This is a genomic window from Pseudomonas sp. XWY-1, from assembly GCF_002953115.1.
Taxonomy (GTDB): domain Bacteria; phylum Pseudomonadota; class Gammaproteobacteria; order Pseudomonadales; family Pseudomonadaceae; genus Aquipseudomonas; species Aquipseudomonas alloputida.
The window spans coordinates 1,923,008-1,940,023 of the sequence record NZ_CP026332.1 but is presented as its reverse complement, the minus strand read 5'-3'; the positions used below and the strand labels follow the sequence as shown (position 1 = coordinate 1,940,023).

At 60.8% G+C, this 17,016-nt stretch carries 15 protein-coding genes and 1 pseudogene; 13 read left to right on the top strand and 3 right to left on the bottom strand.

Annotation, left to right across the window (positions count from 1 at the left end; all coding sequences use genetic code 11):
- Positions 1 to 14: 14 nt before the first annotated feature.
- The 3 genes from PRJ_RS09140 to PRJ_RS09130 all read right to left on the bottom strand — a co-directional run bounded on the left by PRJ_RS09140 (position 15) and on the right by PRJ_RS09130 (position 2,647).
- On the bottom strand, positions 15 to 1,166 hold the full coding sequence (locus PRJ_RS09140) for an MFS transporter (RefSeq protein ID WP_104962858.1): 1,152 nt from the start codon (positions 1,164 to 1,166) through the stop codon (positions 15 to 17).
- Between the two features lie 25 nt (positions 1,167 to 1,191).
- Entirely contained in the window at positions 1,192 to 1,926 is a 735-nt protein-coding gene (locus PRJ_RS09135; RefSeq protein ID WP_104961146.1) for a type IV toxin-antitoxin system AbiEi family antitoxin domain-containing protein, read from the bottom strand.
- A gap of 73 nt (positions 1,927 to 1,999) precedes the next feature.
- The gene (locus PRJ_RS09130; RefSeq protein WP_104961145.1) at positions 2,000 to 2,647 is read right to left on the bottom strand and encodes an aminotransferase class I/II-fold pyridoxal phosphate-dependent enzyme; all 648 of its coding nucleotides are present in this window, start codon (positions 2,645 to 2,647) and stop codon (positions 2,000 to 2,002) included.
- Between the two features lie 642 nt (positions 2,648 to 3,289).
- Here PRJ_RS09130 and PRJ_RS09120 point away from each other — a divergent pair.
- The 13 genes and pseudogenes from PRJ_RS09120 to nuoL form a co-directional block, all read left to right on the top strand.
- A pseudogene (locus tag PRJ_RS09120) lies at positions 3,290 to 3,751 on the top strand (isocitrate lyase); the annotation flags it as partial.
- A gap of 290 nt (positions 3,752 to 4,041) precedes the next feature.
- Positions 4,042 to 4,704 carry a lysoplasmalogenase gene (locus PRJ_RS09115; protein WP_177429884.1) on the top strand — a complete coding sequence of 221 codons (663 nt, stop codon included), beginning with the start codon at positions 4,042 to 4,044 and terminating at the stop codon, positions 4,702 to 4,704.
- Positions 4,705 to 5,087: 383 nt separating this feature from the next.
- A complete protein-coding gene (locus tag PRJ_RS09110) occupies positions 5,088 to 5,501 on the top strand; it encodes an NADH-quinone oxidoreductase subunit A (RefSeq protein WP_003251427.1) in 414 nt (137 codons plus the stop codon).
- A gap of 9 nt (positions 5,502 to 5,510) precedes the next feature.
- A complete protein-coding gene (locus tag PRJ_RS09105) occupies positions 5,511 to 6,188 on the top strand; it encodes an NADH-quinone oxidoreductase subunit B family protein (protein ID WP_003251429.1) in 678 nt (225 codons plus the stop codon).
- Between the two features lie 79 nt (positions 6,189 to 6,267).
- A complete protein-coding gene (gene nuoC, locus PRJ_RS09100; protein ID WP_003251431.1) occupies positions 6,268 to 8,049 on the top strand; it encodes an NADH-quinone oxidoreductase subunit C/D in 1,782 nt (593 codons plus the stop codon).
- A 2-nt stretch (positions 8,050 to 8,051) separates the two neighbouring features.
- Complete coding sequence (gene nuoE, locus PRJ_RS09095) at positions 8,052 to 8,549, top strand: NADH-quinone oxidoreductase subunit NuoE (protein ID WP_003251433.1); 498 nt, start codon at positions 8,052 to 8,054, stop codon at positions 8,547 to 8,549.
- A complete protein-coding gene (gene nuoF, locus PRJ_RS09090) occupies positions 8,546 to 9,907 on the top strand; it encodes an NADH-quinone oxidoreductase subunit NuoF (RefSeq protein ID WP_020192000.1) in 1,362 nt (453 codons plus the stop codon). The genes nuoE and nuoF overlap by 4 nt, the downstream gene beginning before the upstream one ends.
- Before the next feature lie 132 nt (positions 9,908 to 10,039).
- Positions 10,040 to 12,754, top strand: coding sequence for an NADH-quinone oxidoreductase subunit NuoG (gene nuoG / locus PRJ_RS09085; protein ID WP_104961143.1), 2,715 nt, complete (start codon positions 10,040 to 10,042; stop codon positions 12,752 to 12,754).
- Positions 12,751 to 13,758, top strand: coding sequence for an NADH-quinone oxidoreductase subunit NuoH (gene nuoH / locus PRJ_RS09080; RefSeq protein ID WP_003251440.1), 1,008 nt, complete (start codon positions 12,751 to 12,753; stop codon positions 13,756 to 13,758). Before nuoG ends, nuoH begins: the two co-directional genes overlap by 4 nt.
- Positions 13,759 to 13,769: 11 nt before the next feature.
- Positions 13,770 to 14,318, top strand: a complete 549-nt coding sequence (gene nuoI, locus PRJ_RS09075) for an NADH-quinone oxidoreductase subunit NuoI (RefSeq protein WP_003251442.1) — start codon at positions 13,770 to 13,772, stop codon at positions 14,316 to 14,318.
- 10 nt (positions 14,319 to 14,328) lie between these two features.
- On the top strand, positions 14,329 to 14,829 hold the full coding sequence (gene nuoJ / locus PRJ_RS09070; RefSeq protein WP_019438098.1) for an NADH-quinone oxidoreductase subunit J: 501 nt from the start codon (positions 14,329 to 14,331) through the stop codon (positions 14,827 to 14,829).
- A 3-nt stretch (positions 14,830 to 14,832) separates the two neighbouring features.
- Positions 14,833 to 15,141 (top strand): NADH-quinone oxidoreductase subunit NuoK, encoded by a 309-nt coding sequence (nuoK, locus tag PRJ_RS09065; RefSeq protein ID WP_003251446.1) that lies wholly within the window; start codon positions 14,833 to 14,835, stop codon positions 15,139 to 15,141.
- Positions 15,138 to 16,991: an NADH-quinone oxidoreductase subunit L gene (gene nuoL / locus PRJ_RS09060; RefSeq protein ID WP_064493165.1), complete on the top strand. Its 1,854-nt coding sequence runs from the start codon at positions 15,138 to 15,140 to the stop codon at positions 16,989 to 16,991. Before nuoK ends, nuoL begins: the two co-directional genes overlap by 4 nt.
- The last annotated feature ends 25 nt before the right edge of the window (positions 16,992 to 17,016 follow it).

The following is a 17,016-nucleotide window of genomic DNA, read 5'->3' as shown; positions in this document are numbered from 1 at the left end:
TCAAATCCCTTCTGCTAATGATCAAGCCTTGCACGTCGCAGAAATAGACAGGTCATGCCAAAAATAACACCAACGCAACCAAAAGCCGCCCAAGTAACACTGAAGCCAAGGCTATCCAGCATCGGCACAGCCAAGGTCACACATAGCACTCGTGCCGCAGCCTGAATCACAGGTATCAACGAAAACAAAAAACCTTGTCGCGACACCGGCGCTCGCTGGGCAATCAAGGTCGCCATGTAGGTGATACCGATGATCTCGCCCAAGGTCCAGACCACCACTAACAGCAGTATTGCGGGCCAAGTATCGACCAAGGCATAAGCACCGAAACCAATGCCGTAGCAGATCGCCGCTAGCGCCATGTTGACAATGGCAGACCAACGGCGGCTCAAGGCGATCAGCGGTCGAGTCAGAACGATGACCAGTAGCCCATTAACAATACCTGCCACTCCAAACAGATGCGCCGCGTCCCCCGCCCCCAATGCTCTTAGCCAGAGAGGGAGCTGGTATTCACGCTGGCCATCGAGCAAGGACAATACGAAAAATATCATACCCGCCAAGATCACCGCCGCAGGTATCGGCACATCCTTAGCCTTAAACTGCGTATCTTTAGTATCAAGATGACTTCCAGTTATCGGCAGAGCTAAGGTAGCGCTCGTCACCAGGCAAACCAGGCTTATCGCCGCGGTAAACCACAAGAGATACTGGCTTTGCCAACTCAGCAGAACACCCCCTACGACGAACAGCAGGACACCACCCGCATTACTGGCTAGATGTAGATATGCAAAAGCCCCCACCTGATCGCCAGACGGTGCAGCCTGGGCCGTCATCACGCTGAAAAGCGGCGTGATGGCGCCCGCACTGAACATAAAAAGCAAAATCATCGCAATTGCGATGGGTAAGATCGGCAGAAGGCTGCCCAACAGCGCGAGCAGCGCCGTCGACGAGCAGCCCAACAAAAGAATTCGACTACCCACTCGTCCTGGCAGTTGCCCACCAAGCAGGTTTCCGGCCAGATAGCTGATAATCATCAGCGATACCGTAGTCGCCAGTTCAGCATCCGCCAAAGCGAAGTGCCGACTCATGAATAACGCCGCAAATGACCCGACCCCGTTGGCCAGGACAAATAGCAATTTGAGCAATGCCACCTTATGCATCAGCGGGCTCATTCGCTTAATGCTGTGGCTTACGGCGCTATCCATGAGGGCCTAGGCTCAACGTCGTGCCGTCCTTGAGCCTTGAAATCCAGCGACGCTCGCTTCCAACTCGAATGTTCCATAGCCCCAGCAACTCATCGACATCCAGCAAACTCGCCTGACGAGCCAACCGCAGGTACAAGCGCACAGCCTTCACGCTGGTGCAACACTGGAGTAGTTGGCCACTGGCCAATGGACAGACCTCGCCAACGGCATAGAAATACTCCCTAGCCTTCAGCAAATCACGACTGCTGCCGACTTCATATAGCATCTCCAGCAACGCACGCTCGGGCACTGACCTGAGCAGCCCACCCCGCCGCTCAAGGGTCGCCGTGCGCAGAGATATCTCCCCGCCCCAATCAAACAATCTTGCATACACATAGCGCACCGAATAACGTTCGGTAAACCACCGAGGCAATGAGACTCGGTTATCGCCCCACAACACTAGCGAAGTATCATTTTCATAAATTTCGCGAAACGCACTGCTACCTCCTAAATGCAGGCAGGTGATCCGACGCTCCAGATAGCAGCACCCCACCGCAAGGTTCAACTCACTATCTGGAAAGGCATAGATACCGCGAGCTACGCGATTCAGCCAACCATTCCTGGCATAGCTGGCAGCCCTCTGGCTCGATATCCCAATGCGTTGCAAGATGCTTAGGTCGAGCAACATCTCGCGTGGCTGGGAGGTATAGAGTTTTCTGATCAAAGAATATTGTTGTTGTATAGGCATACCTGCATCCTGCGACTTCTTGGCTAACGCCGGTGACTGTTAGTGCGGGGCGTCCCTTCCCCGGACACTAGATTCATGCTTCTTGCAATGCCTGGATAAACGACTGCAGATCGTCGCCCTTTGGAATTGCCACTCGCAGCACGTTGGTCAGTAATGAACCAGCATGGGGATATCCTGAGCAATCGCTGAAACGTATCCTCGCCCTGTGCAAAGCTTTGGCCAAACGCTGATCAGGGCCGTCATCGAGTAGCAGGAAGTTGGCAAGAGTATCGATGACACCAATTCCCAAGCCTTGGCAACACTTAACAATCCGCGTACGTACCCAATCTTGGCTACCATGCGCCGCTGCGATTTCTGGCTGATTGGCCAGACAATGCAGGGCCGCCTTAACTGCCGCATGGTTGATATCCCAGGGGCCACGCAATTTGAGCAACTGCCTGACAGCATGCGTGCTGGCGACCACATAGCCGAGACGCAAACCTGCCAACCCGAAATACTTGGAAAACGAGCGAATAACGAACAACTGCTCAAGGCCACTGAAGGTTCCAACGCAAGAGTGGCGCAGGTACTCGTAATAGCACTCATCAACAATAACCGGCTTATCCAGTTCAACGCAGCGAACTATCAAGCGCTGCAGATCATCAGGCTCAATTTGCACTCCCAACGGATTGTTCGGATTGCACAAAATCAGCCCATCACTACCTGACAAGGCTTCGAGCACTACATCCTTTGGGCCAGTCGTTTATCGACCTCAAGCCCCAAGTAGGAGCATGAGCACATATTCATAAAGACATGCCCGTCTTGGTCGCGCAGGCGGCTGGATGGACAGTGGACCACACTGCGATCTGTCAGGCCAGACGCCTGGGCGAGTTCCCAAGACGCGTTACCCAACTCAATAGTGCGCTCGGTATTGATGAACAGGTTTCTTTGCTCTGACATAGCACCTCCATAAGCATGCATGCATACTTTACTGACAAAGGAAAAGGAAACTTCCTACAACAACCAATACAAACTATTTCTTGCCGCACCTCAATAAGTCAAGCTTGAGATACAATACCAACACCTTCCAACCAGGAAGGTCAACCCCAAAACAAAACCAGAGCATTCAGACGCGAAAAAATTCATGCCACAGGTGATTTCCAATGAAAAGATCAAACAATCACCCCGCACCCGAAACTGCGAAGATAGAGCAAAATACAACCACACCAACCCAGAAATTATTTGTTGCACTTAGCCTTGGCAAGCCACCTAAAAACCTTCTCTGCCTCTGGACTTAGTTGATTATATTCACCCCAATTTTGAGCACACCTACCGATAAGTCGCCCAACAGCTTTGGGCAGGCCATTACCCGTGACCTGCCCACCCGTACGCCGACCTGATCTGGTGCGAAACCGCCAAGCCGGACCTGGACGAAGCCCGCCGCTTCGCCGAGGCGATCAAGAAGGAGTGCCCGGACCAGATCCTGTCGTACAACTGCTCGCCTTCCTTCAACTGGAAGAAAAACCTGGACGACGCCACCATCGCCAAGTTCCAGCGCGAGCTGTCGGCCATGGGTTACAAGCATCAGTTCATCACCCTGGCCGGCATCCACAACATGTGGCACGGCATGTTCAACCTGGCGCACGACTACGCCCGTAACGACATGACCGCCTACGTGAAGCTGCAGGAGCAGGAATTCGCTGACGCCAGCAAGGGCTACACCTTCGTGGCGCACCAGCAGGAAGTGGGCACCGGCTACTTCGACGACATGACCACCGTGATCCAGGGTGGCGCTTCGTCGGTGACTGCACTGACCGGTTCGACCGAAGAAGAGCAGTTCCACTGATAGTGGGTTGCCGTTGAACAAAGGCCCGGGGCTTGTGAAAGCTCCGGGCCTTTGTTTTTACCCGAGAAAGGGCCGGGCCTGCTGGCCAATTTTCACCAGCCGTTCACCGTTGCCGCCGCTACCGTATTCGCGGGTAAAACCGCGCCTACACTGATCGGGAGGGGACACACATCGGTGATTGGGCGCAGGCCGCTGTAGGAGCGGGTTTACCCGCGAAAGGGCCGGTACAGGCCACAACAAAACCCCAGATCAGGGCTATGCTTGTGGCAGCCCAGCAGCAAGGACCGCCCATGCCTCGTCCAAGCCACCTGATGATTCTCGCCCTGACCGCCGCTACCCTCTATATATATGCACTGGCCAGCGACAACACCCTGCTCGCCCTGATGGCCAAACCCATCCCGGTGCTGGCCTTGATTGCCTGGCTGCGCAGCACCCCGGCTTCGCCTTATCGCACATGGATCTCGATCGGCCTGGCCTTCTCGGTACTCGGCGACATCCTGCTGGCCATCCCCGCCGACCTGTTCGTGTTCGGCTTGGCTGCTTTCCTTTGTGCCCACCTTGCTTACCTGCGCGGCTATTGCGGCATTACCCTGCGCCCCGCCCTGCCCGCACTGATCTTCAGCGCAATCACGGGCATCGCGCTGCTCGGTGTACTGGCCAGCCACGGCCTCGGCCCGTTGCTGATCCCGGTAGCGCTCTACGCCCTGGCCATCAGCGCCATGCTCTGGCGCGCACTGGCCTGCGGGGGAGTGGCAGCACTGGGTGCCGGCCTGTTCGTGTTCTCCGACAGCCTGATCGGCATCGACCGCTTCGTCAGCCCGTTCGCCGCCGCACCGTACCTGATCATCCTCGCCTACTGGCTCGGCCAATGGGCCATCGCTTCATCAGTCGGTCATCGCTCAACCGATAAAGTATTGACCCAGAGCGGTGCGCGCAGGACCGAGAGCTGCTAGAACAAGGGTTTTTTGCAATTGCAAGTAGGGGGAATCGCCAGATGAACTTTACAAGGCACAGAAGAGCCAAATTCAACGGCAGCAGCTCAAATGATATTAATTATCATTACAGGACTTGCAATTCGTTACCTGCAGCAAGAAACATAATTAACAAAACCGCGCGTAATGCCCGAATCTCAAGGCCCTCAGCCAGTTACGAACGGTTTTTGTACTTAATCCTACGAATAAATTTGCGACAGAAATTTTACTTGCACCAGGTTTACCCATAAAATCAGCGCGATTGATTCGGCTGCGACATTTGGTCACTGCATGTGCGACGCCAAGTCGCCGCTCTACACTTATTTCAGACTGCAGAGCTGGGTCTCTGTATAAGGATCTCTAGCATGTCCGATTCGGCAGGACTCATCGCCCACAACTGGGGCTTTGCCATCTTCCTCCTGGGTGTCGTCGGCCTGTGCGCCTTCATGCTCGGCCTGTCCAGCCTGCTCGGTAGCAAGGCTTGGGGCCGCGCCAAGAACGAACCCTTCGAATCCGGCATGCTGCCCGTCGGCAGCGCTCGCCTGCGCCTGTCCGCCAAATTCTATCTGGTCGCGATGCTGTTCGTGATCTTCGATATCGAAGCCCTCTTTCTCTTTGCATGGTCTGTGTCCGTCCGCGAAAGCGGCTGGACCGGATTCGTCGAAGCACTCGTTTTCATAGCAATTCTGTTGGCAGGTCTTGTCTACCTATGGCGCGTCGGGGCACTTGATTGGGCTCCCGAAGGTCGCCGCAAGCGGCAAGCGAAGCTGAAACAATGAGGCTTTGGCATGCAATACAATCTCACCAGAATCGATCCGGATGCGCCCAACGAGCAGTACCCGGTCGGTGAACGGGAAACCGTCACCGATCAACTGCTGGAGGACCAGGTCCACAAGAACATCTTCATGGGCAAACTTGAAGATGTGCTGCGTGGCGCGGTCAATTGGGGCCGCAAGAACTCCCTCTGGCCGTACAACTTCGGCCTGTCCTGCTGCTACGTGGAAATGACCACGGCCTTCACGGCACCCCACGACATCGCCCGCTTCGGCGCCGAAGTCATCCGGGCCTCGCCGCGTCAGGCCGACTTCATGGTCATTGCCGGTACCTGCTTCGTGAAGATGGCGCCGATCATCCAGCGCCTGTACGAGCAGATGCTCGAACCAAAATGGGTCATTTCCATGGGTTCGTGCGCCAACTCCGGTGGCATGTACGACATCTACTCGGTCGTTCAGGGGGTCGACAAGTTCCTCCCCGTGGACGTCTATGTGCCTGGCTGCCCGCCACGCCCTGAGGCTTTCCTGCAAGGCTTGATGCTGCTGCAGGAGTCGATCGGCCAAGAACGACGCCCGCTTTCCTGGGTTGTTGGTGATCAAGGTATTTACCGTGCCGAGATGCCAGCCCAGAAAGACCTGCGTCGTGAGCAGCGCATTGCAGTAACCAACCTGCGCAGCCCCGACGAAGTCTGATCCAGCGACCTGCCGCCCGCTCCCGAAGGAGCCGGCGGCCTGGCTTCATTCTTAACGTTGACCCAAAGCGACCGAGACCATGACAGCGGACAACGCTATTTTCATTCCGCCCTACAAGGCTGACGACCAGGATGTGGTCGTCGAACTGAACAACCGTTTTGGCGCCGAAGCATTCGTCGCCCAGGAGACCCGCACCGGCATGCCCGTGCTGTGGGTAAAACGCGCCCAGCTCAAAGAGGTGCTCAGCTTCCTGCGCGGCGTCGCCAAGCCTTACAGCATGCTGTACGACCTGCATGGCGTCGACGAGCGCCTGCGCACCCAGCGCCGTGGCCTGCCAGCCGCCGATTTCAGTGTGTTCTACCACCTGTTGTCGATCGAGCGTAACAGCGATGTGATGATCAAGGTGTCGCTCAGCGAAGGCGACCTGAACCTGCCGACCGTGACGGGCATCTGGCCAAACGCCAACTGGTACGAGCGCGAAGTCTGGGACATGTTCGGCATCGACTTTGCCGGCCACCCGCACCTCAGCCGCATCATGATGCCGCCGACCTGGGAAGGTCACCCGCTGCGCAAGGACTACCCTGCCCGTGCGACCGAGTTCGACCCCTACAGCCTGACCCTGGCCAAGCAGCAGCTTGAAGAGGAATCGGCACGCTTCAACCCGGAAGCCTGGGGCATGAAACGTCAGGGCGCCAACGAGGACTACATGTTCCTCAACCTCGGTCCCAACCACCCTTCGGCGCACGGTGCGTTCCGTATCGTCCTGCAGCTGGACGGTGAAGAAATCGTCGACTGCGTACCGGACATCGGCTACCACCACCGTGGTGCCGAAAAAATGGCCGAGCGCCAGTCCTGGCACAGCTTCATCCCCTATACCGACCGTATCGATTACCTCGGCGGGGTGATGAACAACCTGCCTTACGTGCTTGCGGTAGAGAAGCTGGCCGGCATCAAGGTGCCGCAGAAGGTCGACGTGATTCGCATCATGCTGGCCGAGTTCTTCCGCATCACCAGCCACCTGCTGTTCCTGGGTACCTACATCCAGGACGTCGGCGCCATGACCCCGGTGTTCTTCACCTTCACCGACCGCCAGCGCGCCTACACGGTGATCGAAGCGATCACCGGCTTCCGCCTGCACCCGGCCTGGTACCGCATCGGTGGCGTCGCCCACGACCTGCCACGTGGCTGGGACAAGCTGGTCAAGGACTTTGTCGAGTGGCTGCCCAAGCGCCTCGACGAATACACCAAGGCCGCCCTGCAAAACAGCATCCTCAAGGGCCGTACCATCGGCGTTGCCGCGTACAACACCAAGGAAGCGCTGGAATGGGGCACCACCGGTGCCGGCTTGCGTGCCACCGGTTGCAACTTCGACCTGCGTAAAGCCCGTCCTTACTCCGGCTACGAAAACTTCGAGTTCGAAGTACCGCTGGCCCACAACGGCGATGCCTACGATCGCTGCATGGTCCGTGTCGAGGAGATGCGTCAGAGTATCCGCATCATCGACCAGTGCCTGCGCAACATGCCGGAAGGCCCGTACAAGGCGGATCACCCGCTGACCACGCCGCCGCCGAAAGAGCGCACCCTGCAGCACATCGAAACCCTGATCACGCACTTCCTGCAAGTCTCGTGGGGCCCGGTCATGCCGGCCAACGAGTCGTTCCAGATGATCGAAGCGACCAAGGGCATCAACAGTTACTACCTGACGAGCGATGGCGGCACCATGAGCTACCGCACCCGGATCCGCACCCCGAGCTACCCGCACCTGCAGCAGATCCCTTCGGTGATCAAAGGCAGCATGGTCGCCGACCTCATTGCGTACCTGGGCAGTATCGACTTCGTTATGGCTGACGTGGACCGCTAAGCATGAACAGCACGCTTATCCAGACAGACCGTTTCGCCCTGAGCGAAACCGAGCGCTCGGCCATCGAGCACGAAATGCATCACTACGAGGACCCGCGCGCGGCGTCCATCGAAGCCCTGAAGATCGTCCAGAAGGAGCGTGGCTGGGTGCCGGACGGCGCCATTCACGCCATCGGCGAAGTGCTGGGCATTCCGGCCAGCGACGTCGAGGGTGTCGCCACCTTCTACAGCCAGATCTTCCGCCAACCGGTCGGCCGCCACATCATCCGCGTGTGCGACAGCATGGTCTGCTACATCGGCGGCCATGAGTCGGTGGTCAGCCAGATCCAGAGCGAGCTGGGCATCGGCCTCGGCCAGACCACCGCCGACGGCCGTTTCACCCTGCTGCCCGTGTGCTGCCTGGGCAACTGCGACAAGGCCCCGGCGCTGATGATCGACGACGACACCTTCGGTGACGTGCAGCCGGCTGGCGTTTCCAAACTGCTGGAGGGTTACGTATGACCATTACTTCCTTCGGCCCGGCCAACCGCATCGCGCGCTCGGCCGAAACCCACCCGCTGACCTGGCGCCTGCGTGACGACGGCGAGCCGGTCTGGCTGGCCGAGTACGAATCGAAGAACGGCTACGCCGCAGCCCGCAAGGCGCTGGCGCAAATGTCCGCCGACGACATCGTGCAAAGCGTCAAGGACTCCGGCCTCAAGGGCCGTGGCGGTGCAGGCTTCCCCACTGGCGTGAAGTGGGGCCTGATGCCCAAAGACGAATCCATGAACATCCGCTACCTGCTGTGCAACGCGGACGAAATGGAGCCGAACACCTGGAAGGACCGCATGCTGATGGAGCAACAGCCCCATCTGCTGGTCGAGGGCATGCTGATCAGCGCCCGCGCCCTCAAGGCCTATCGCGGCTACATCTTCCTGCGTGGCGAATACACCACCGCAGCGAAGAACCTCAACCGCGCCATCGATGAAGCCAAGGCCGCCGGCCTGCTGGGCAAGAACATCCTGGGCAGCGGTTTCGATTTCGAGCTGTTCGTGCACACCGGTGCAGGCCGCTACATCTGCGGTGAAGAAACCGCACTGATCAACTCGCTGGAAGGCCGCCGCGCCAACCCGCGCTCCAAGCCGCCCTTCCCTGCCGCCGTTGGCGTGTGGGGCAAGCCGACGTGCGTGAACAACGTCGAAACCCTGTGCAACGTCCCGGCCATCGTCGCCAACGGCAACGACTGGTACAAGTCGCTGGCCCGCGAAGGCAGCGAAGACCATGGCACCAAGCTGATGGGCTTCTCCGGCAAGGTAAAGAACCCAGGCCTGTGGGAACTGCCATTCGGCGTTACCGCGCGCGAACTGTTCGAAGACTACGCCGGTGGCATGCGCGATGGCTTCAAGCTCAAGTGCTGGCAGCCAGGCGGCGCCGGTACCGGCTTCCTGCTGCCTGAGCACCTCGATGCGCAAATGTACGCCGGTGGCATCGCCAAGGTCGGGACCCGTATGGGTACCGGCCTGGCCATGGCGGTCGACGACAGCATCAACATGGTGTCGCTGCTGCGCAACATGGAAGAGTTCTTCGCCCGCGAGTCGTGCGGCTGGTGCACGCCATGCCGTGACGGCCTGCCGTGGAGCGTGAAGATGCTGCGTGCACTGGAAAGAGGCCAGGGCCGCGCCGAAGACATCGAGACGCTGCTGGGGCTGGTCAACTTCCTCGGCCCAGGCCGTACCTTCTGTGCTCACGCACCGGGTGCCGTCGAGCCGCTGGGCAGTGCCATCAAATACTTCCGCTCGGAGTTCGAGGCCGGTGTGGCGCCAGAAAGCGCTGCAACCCTGCGCCCCGACCTGGCGAAGCCGATCGTGGTCGGCGCATAACAAGATGATTAGGCGGGTGGTCCGTGCCACTCGCCAGCTTACCGGCAGGCCCGAGCAATCGAGGCGTGTCGCAAGCTCACCGATTTCCATTAGCCACGCCCGCTCACGCGGGCCAACGAAGAACTTTGAACAATGGCCACTATCCACGTAGACGGCAAAGCGCTCGAAGTCAACGGTGCAGACAACCTGTTACAGGCGTGTCTGTCGCTCGGCCTCGACATCCCTTATTTCTGCTGGCACCCGGCGCTTGGTAGCGTTGGCGCCTGCCGGCAGTGCGCAGTCAAGCAGTACACCGACGAGAACGACACCCGTGGTCGTATCGTCATGTCCTGCATGACCCCTGCTTCCGACGGCACCTGGATCTCCATCGACGACGAAGAGTCGAAGGCGTTCCGCGCCAGCGTCGTCGAATGGCTGATGACCAACCACCCGCACGACTGCCCGGTGTGCGAGGAAGGCGGTCACTGCCACCTGCAGGACATGACGGTAATGACCGGCCACAACGAGCGCCGCTACCGTTTCACCAAGCGTACCCACCAGAACCAGGACCTCGGCCCGTTCATCGCCCATGAGATGAACCGCTGCATCGCCTGCTACCGCTGCGTGCGCTATTACAAGGACTACGCCGGTGGTACCGACCTGGGCGTCTACGGCGCCCACGACAACGTGTACTTCGGCCGCGTCGAAGACGGTGTGCTGGAAAGCGAGTTCTCCGGCAACCTGACCGAGGTCTGCCCGACCGGCGTATTCACCGACAAGACCCACTCCGAGCGCTACAACCGCAAGTGGGACATGCAGTTCGCCCCAAGCATCTGCCATGGCTGCTCCAGCGGCTGCAACATCAGCCCGGGTGAGCGCTACGGCGAACTGCGCCGTATCGAAAACCGCTTCAACGGTTCGGTCAACCAGTACTTCCTGTGCGACCGCGGCCGCTTCGGCTACGGCTACGTCAACCGCAAGGACCGCCCACGCCAGCCACAACTGGCCGACGGCACCAAGCTGGGCCTGGACGCCGCCCTGGACAAGGCCGCCGACCTGCTGCGCGGCCGTACCATCGTCGGTATCGGCTCGCCACGCGCCAGCCTCGAAAGCAACTACGGCCTGCGTGAGCTGGTCGGCGCCGAATACTTCTACTCGGGCATGGAAGCTGGCGAACTGGCCCGCGTACGCCTGGCCCTGAACGTGCTGAACAACAGCCCGCTGCCCGTGCCGACCCTGCGCGACATCGAAGACCACGACGCCGTGTTCGTGCTCGGTGAAGACCTGACCCAGACCGCTGCCCGCATTGCCCTGGCCGTGCGCCAGGCCACCAAAGGCAAGGCCGAGGCCATGGCCGAAGCCATGAAAGTGCAGCCTTGGCTCGACGCTGCCGTGAAGAACATTGGCCAGCACGCGCTGTACCCGCTGTTCATCGCATCCCTGGCTGAAACCAAGCTGGACGACGTCGCCGAAGAGTGCGTACACGCCGCGCCGGCCGACCTGGCCCGCATCGGTTTCGCCGTGGCCCACGCCATCGACCCGAGCGCCCCTGCCGTCGCCGGCCTGGACGACGAAGCCAAGGCCCTGGCCCAGCGCATCGCCGACGCCCTGGTCGCCGCCAAGCGCCCACTGGTCGTTGCCGGTACGTCGCTGGCCGACCCAGCGCTGATCGAAGCCGCCGCTAACATCGCCAAAGCCCTGAAACTGCGCGAGAAAAACGGCTCGCTGAGCCTGGTGGTACCTGAGGCCAACAGCCTTGGCCTGGCCATGCTCGGTGGCGAGTCAGTCGATGCCGCGCTGGACGCGGTCATCAGCGGCAAAGCAGACGCCATCGTCGTGCTGGAAAACGACCTGTACGCCCGCGTACCGGCCGCCAAGGTCGATGCAGCCCTGGCTGCGGCCAAGGTGGTGATCGTTGCCGACCACTCCAAAACTGCCACCGTCGACCGCGCCCACCTGGTGCTGCCGGCCGCCTCGTTCGCCGAGGGTGACGGTACCCTGGTCAGCCAGGAAGGCCGTGCCCAGCGCTTCTTCCAGGTGTTCGACCCGCAGTACCTGGACAGCAGCATCCAGATCCACGAAGGCTGGCGCTGGATGCACGCCCTGCGTGCCACCCTGCTGAACAAGCCGGTCGACTGGACCCAGCTGGACCACGTCACCAGCGCCTGCGCCGAAGCCGCTCCGCAACTGGCCGGCATCGTCAACGCCGCGCCAAGCGCCGCATTCCGCATCAAGGGCATGAAGCTGGCCCGTGAGCCGCTGCGCTACTCCGGCCGTACCGCCATGCGTGCCAACATCAGTGTGCACGAGCCGCGCACCCCGCAAGACAAGGACACCGCGTTCGCCTTCTCCATGGAAGGCTACTCGGGTTCGGCCGAACCGCGCCAGCAGGTGCCGTTCGCCTGGTCGCCGGGCTGGAACTCCCCACAAGCCTGGAACAAGTTTCAGGACGAGGTCGGTGGCCACCTGCGTGCCGGTGACCCAGGTGTACGCCTGATCGAATCGCAAGGCGACCGCCTGAACTGGTTCAACGCCATTCCGGGGGCCTTCAACCCGGCCCGTGGCACCTGGACTGCCGTGCCGTTCTTCCACCTGTTCGGCAGCGAAGAAAGCTCCTCGCGCGCCGCTCCGGTCCAAGAACGCATCCCGGCTGCCTACGTGGCCCTGGCCAAGTCCGAAGCCGACCGCCTGGGCGTCAACGAAGGCGCCCTGCTGAGCCTGAACGTCGCCGGTGTGGCCCTGCGCCTGCCGCTGCGTATCAATGAAGAGCTGGGCGCAGGCCTGGTCGCGTTGCCGAAAGGCCTGGCTGGCATTCCGCCTGCCATCTTCGGTGCATCCGTCGAAGGTCTGCAGGAGGCAGCACAATGAGCTGGTTCACCCCCGAAGTGATCGATGTGATCCTCACCGTGCTGCGGGCCATCGTGGTCCTGCTGGCGGTGGTGGTCTGCGGTGCGCTGCTCAGCTTCGTCGAGCGCCGCCTGCTGGGCTGGTGGCAGGACCGTTACGGTCCGAACCGCGTCGGCCCGTTCGGCATGTTCCAGATCGCTGCCGACATGCTGAAGATGTTCTTCAAGGAAGACTGGAACCCACCCTTCGTCGATCGCGTGATCTTCACCCTGGCACCGGTAGTGGCCATGAGCGCCCTGCTGATCGCCTTCGTGGTCATCCCGATCACCCCGACCTGGGGCGTTGCCGACCTGAACATCGGCCTGCTGTTCTTCTTCGCCATGGCCGGCCTGTCGGTCTACGCGGTGCTGTTCGCCGGCTGGTCGTCGAACAACAAGTACGCCCTGCTGGGCAGCTTGCGTGCTTCGGCACAGACCGTGTCGTACGAAGTGTTCCTGGGCCTGGCGCTGATGGGCGTGGTGGTGCAGGTGGGTTCGTTCAACATGCGCGACATCGTTGAGTACCAGGCGCAGAACCTGTGGTTCATCATTCCGCAGTTCTTCGGCTTCTGCACCTTCTTCATCGCTGGCGTCGCCGTGACTCACCGTCACCCGTTCGACCAGCCGGAAGCAGAACAGGAACTGGCCGACGGCTACCACATCGAGTATGCCGGCATGAAGTGGGGCATGTTCTTCGTCGGTGAGTACATCGGCATCATCCTCATCTCGGCGCTGCTGGTAACCCTGTTCTTCGGCGGCTGGCACGGCCCGTTCGGCATCCTGCCGCAACTGTCGTTCCTGTGGTTCGCCCTGAAGACCGCGTTCTTCATCATGCTGTTCATCCTGCTGCGCGCCTCGATCCCGCGCCCACGCTATGACCAGGTGATGGACTTCAGCTGGAAGTTCTGCCTGCCGCTGACCCTGATCAATTTGCTGGTGACCGCTGCGATCGTGCTCTACAACACGCCAGCCGTCGCGGCCCAGTGAGGATTTGACCCATGTTCAAGTATATCGGCGACATCGTTAAGGGCACCGGCACCCAGCTGCGCAGCCTGGCAATGGTGTTCTCCCACGGGTTCCGCAAGCGCGACACCCTGCAGTACCCCGAAGAACCCGTGTACCTGCCGCCGCGCTACCGCGGCCGCATCGTCCTCACCCGCGACCCCGATGGCGAGGAGCGCTGCGTAGCGTGCAACCTCTGCGCGGTGGCCTGCCCGGTTGGCTGCATTTCGCTGCAGAAGGCCGAGACAGAGGACGGCCGCTGGTACCCGGAGTTCTTCCGCATCAACTTCTCGCGTTGCATTTTCTGCGGCCTGTGTGAAGAAGCGTGCCCGACCACCGCGATCCAGCTGACTCCGGATTTCGAAATGGCCGAGTTCAAGCGTCAGGACCTGGTGTACGAGAAAGAAGATCTGCTGATCTCCGGCCCCGGCAAGAACCCTGACTACAACTTCTACCGTGTTGCGGGTATGGCAATCGCTGGCAAGCCGAAGGGCTCTGCACAGAACGAAGCCGAGCCGATCAACGTGAAGAGCTTGCTCCCATAAGGACAGAAAGATGGAATTCGCTTTCTACTTCGCATCCGGGATCGCCGTGGTCTCCACCCTTCGGGTGGTAACTGGCACCAACCCCGTGCACGCCTTGCTTTACCTGATCATTTCGCTGATTTCCGTGGCCATGATCTTCTTCGCCCTGGGTGCGCCGTTTGCCGGCGCCCTGGAAGTGATCGCCTACGCCGGCGCCATCATGGTGCTGTTCGTGTTCGTGGTGATGATGCTCAACCTCGGGCCGGCTTCGGTCGCTCAGGAACGGGGCTGGCTCAAGCCCGGCATCTGGGCCGGGCCGGTAATCCTCGGCGCCCTGCTGCTGGCGGAGCTGCTGTACGTGCTGTTCGTCACCCCGAGTGGCGCCGGCATCAGCGGTACCACCGTGGGCCCGAAAGCCGTGGGCATCAGCCTGTTCGGCCCTTACCTGCTGGTGGTCGAACTGGCGTCGATGCTGCTGCTGGCTGCAGCCGTCACCGCCTTCCACCTGGGCCGCAACGAGGCGAAGGAGTAAATCATGGGTGCTATCCCTCTCGAACATGGTCTGGCGGTCGCCGGCATCCTGTTCTGCTTAGGTCTGGTTGGCCTGATGGTCCGCCGCAACATCCTCTTCGTGCTCATGAGCCTGGAAGTCATGATGAACGCCTCTGCCCTGGCGTTCGTCGTCGCCGGTGCCCGTTGGGTCCAGCCCGACGGCCAGGTGATGTTCATTCTGGTGATCAGCCTGGCAGCCGCCGAGGCCAGCATTGGCCTGGCCATCCTGCTGCAGCTGTATCGCCGCTTCCACACTCTCGACATCGATGCTGCCAGTGAGATGCGCGGATGAACCTTCTCTTCCTGACTTTCGTCTTTCCCCTCATCGGCTTCCTGCTGCTGTCGTTCTCGCGCGGACGGTTCTCGGAGAACCTGTCCGCCCTGATCGGCGTCGGCTCGGTAGGCCTGTCGGCCGCCACGGCCGCTTACGTCATCTGGCAGTTCAACGTCGCCCCGCCTGAGGGCGGCGCGTACAGCCAGCTGCTGTGGCAGTGGATGTCGGTGGACGGCTTCGCGCCGAACTTCACCCTGTACCTGGACGGCCTGTCGGTCACCATGCTCGGCGTGGTGACCGGTGTCGGCTTCCTGATCCACCTGTTCGCATCCTGGTACATGCGTGGCGAAGCCGGCTACTCGCGCTTCTTCTCGTACACCAACCTGTTCATCGCCAGCATGCTGTTCCTGGTCCTCGGCGATAACCTGCTGTTCATCTACTTCGGCTGGGAAGGCGTGGGCCTGTGCTCGTACCTGTTGATCGGTTTCTACTACAGCAACCGCAACAACGGTAACGCGGCACTCAAGGCATTCATCGTCACCCGTATCGGCGACGTGTTCATGGCCATCGGCCTGTTCATCCTGTTCGCCCAGCTGGGCACCCTGAACGTGCAGGAACTGCTGGTGCTGGCACCGCAGAAGTTCCAGGCTGGCGACACCTGGATGGTGCTGGCCACGCTGATGCTGCTGGGTGGTGCGGTCGGTAAATCGGCACAGCTGCCACTGCAGACCTGGCTGGCCGACGCCATGGCGGGCCCGACTCCGGTTTCGGCACTGATCCACGCCGCAACCATGGTGACCGCGGGCGTGTACCTGATCGCCCGTACCAACGGCCTGTTCCTGCTGGCGCCGGACATCCTGCACCTTGTAGGTGTGGTCGGTGGCGTGACCCTGGTACTGGCAGGCTTCGCTGCGCTGGTACAGACCGATATCAAGCGTATCCTCGCCTACTCGACCATGAGCCAGATCGGCTACATGTTCCTGGCCCTGGGCGTGGGTGCCTGGGACGCGGCGATCTTCCACCTGATGACCCACGCCTTCTTCAAGGCCCTGCTGTTCCTTGCCTCCGGTGCGGTGATCGTTGCCTGCCACCACGAGCAGAACATCTTCAAGATGGGCGGCCTGTGGAAGAAACTGCCCCTGGCCTACGCCAGCTTCGTGGTCGGTGGCGCGGCACTGGCGGCCCTGCCGATCGTGACCGTAGGCTTCTACTCCAAGGACGAGATCCTCTGGGAAGCCTTCGCCAGCGGCAACACCGGCCTGCTGTATGCCGGCCTGGTAGGCGCGTTCATGACCTCGCTGTACACCTTCCGCCTGATCTTCATCGCCTTCCACGGCGAAGCCAAGACCGAAGCCCACGCGGGCCACGGCATCAGCCACTGGCTGCCGCTGGGCGTGCTGATCGTGCTGTCGACCTTCGTCGGCGCCTGGATCACCCCGCCGCTGGCCGGTGTGCTGCCGGAAAGCGCCGGCCATGCCGGTGGCGAAGCCAAGCACGCGCTGGAGATCACCTCGGGTGCCATCGCCATCGCCGGTATCCTGCTGGCCGCCCTGCTGTTCCTGGGCAAGCGCCGCTTCGTCAGCGCCGTCGCCAACAGTGGCATCGGTCGCGTCCTGTCGGCCTGGTGGTTCGCTGCCTGGGGCTTCGACTGGATCTACGACAAGCTTTTCGTCAAACCGTACCTGCTGATCAGCCACATCCTGCGCAAGGACCCGGTTGACCGCACCATCGGCCTGATTCCTCGGATGGCGCGTGGTGGCCACGTGGCCATGAGCAAGACCGAGACTGGCCAACTGCGCTGGTACACCGCCTCTATCGCCGTGGGCGCCGTGCTGGTACTCGGTGCCGTGGTAGTGGCTGCGGTATGACTATGAATCTTGCGACTTTGCCAAA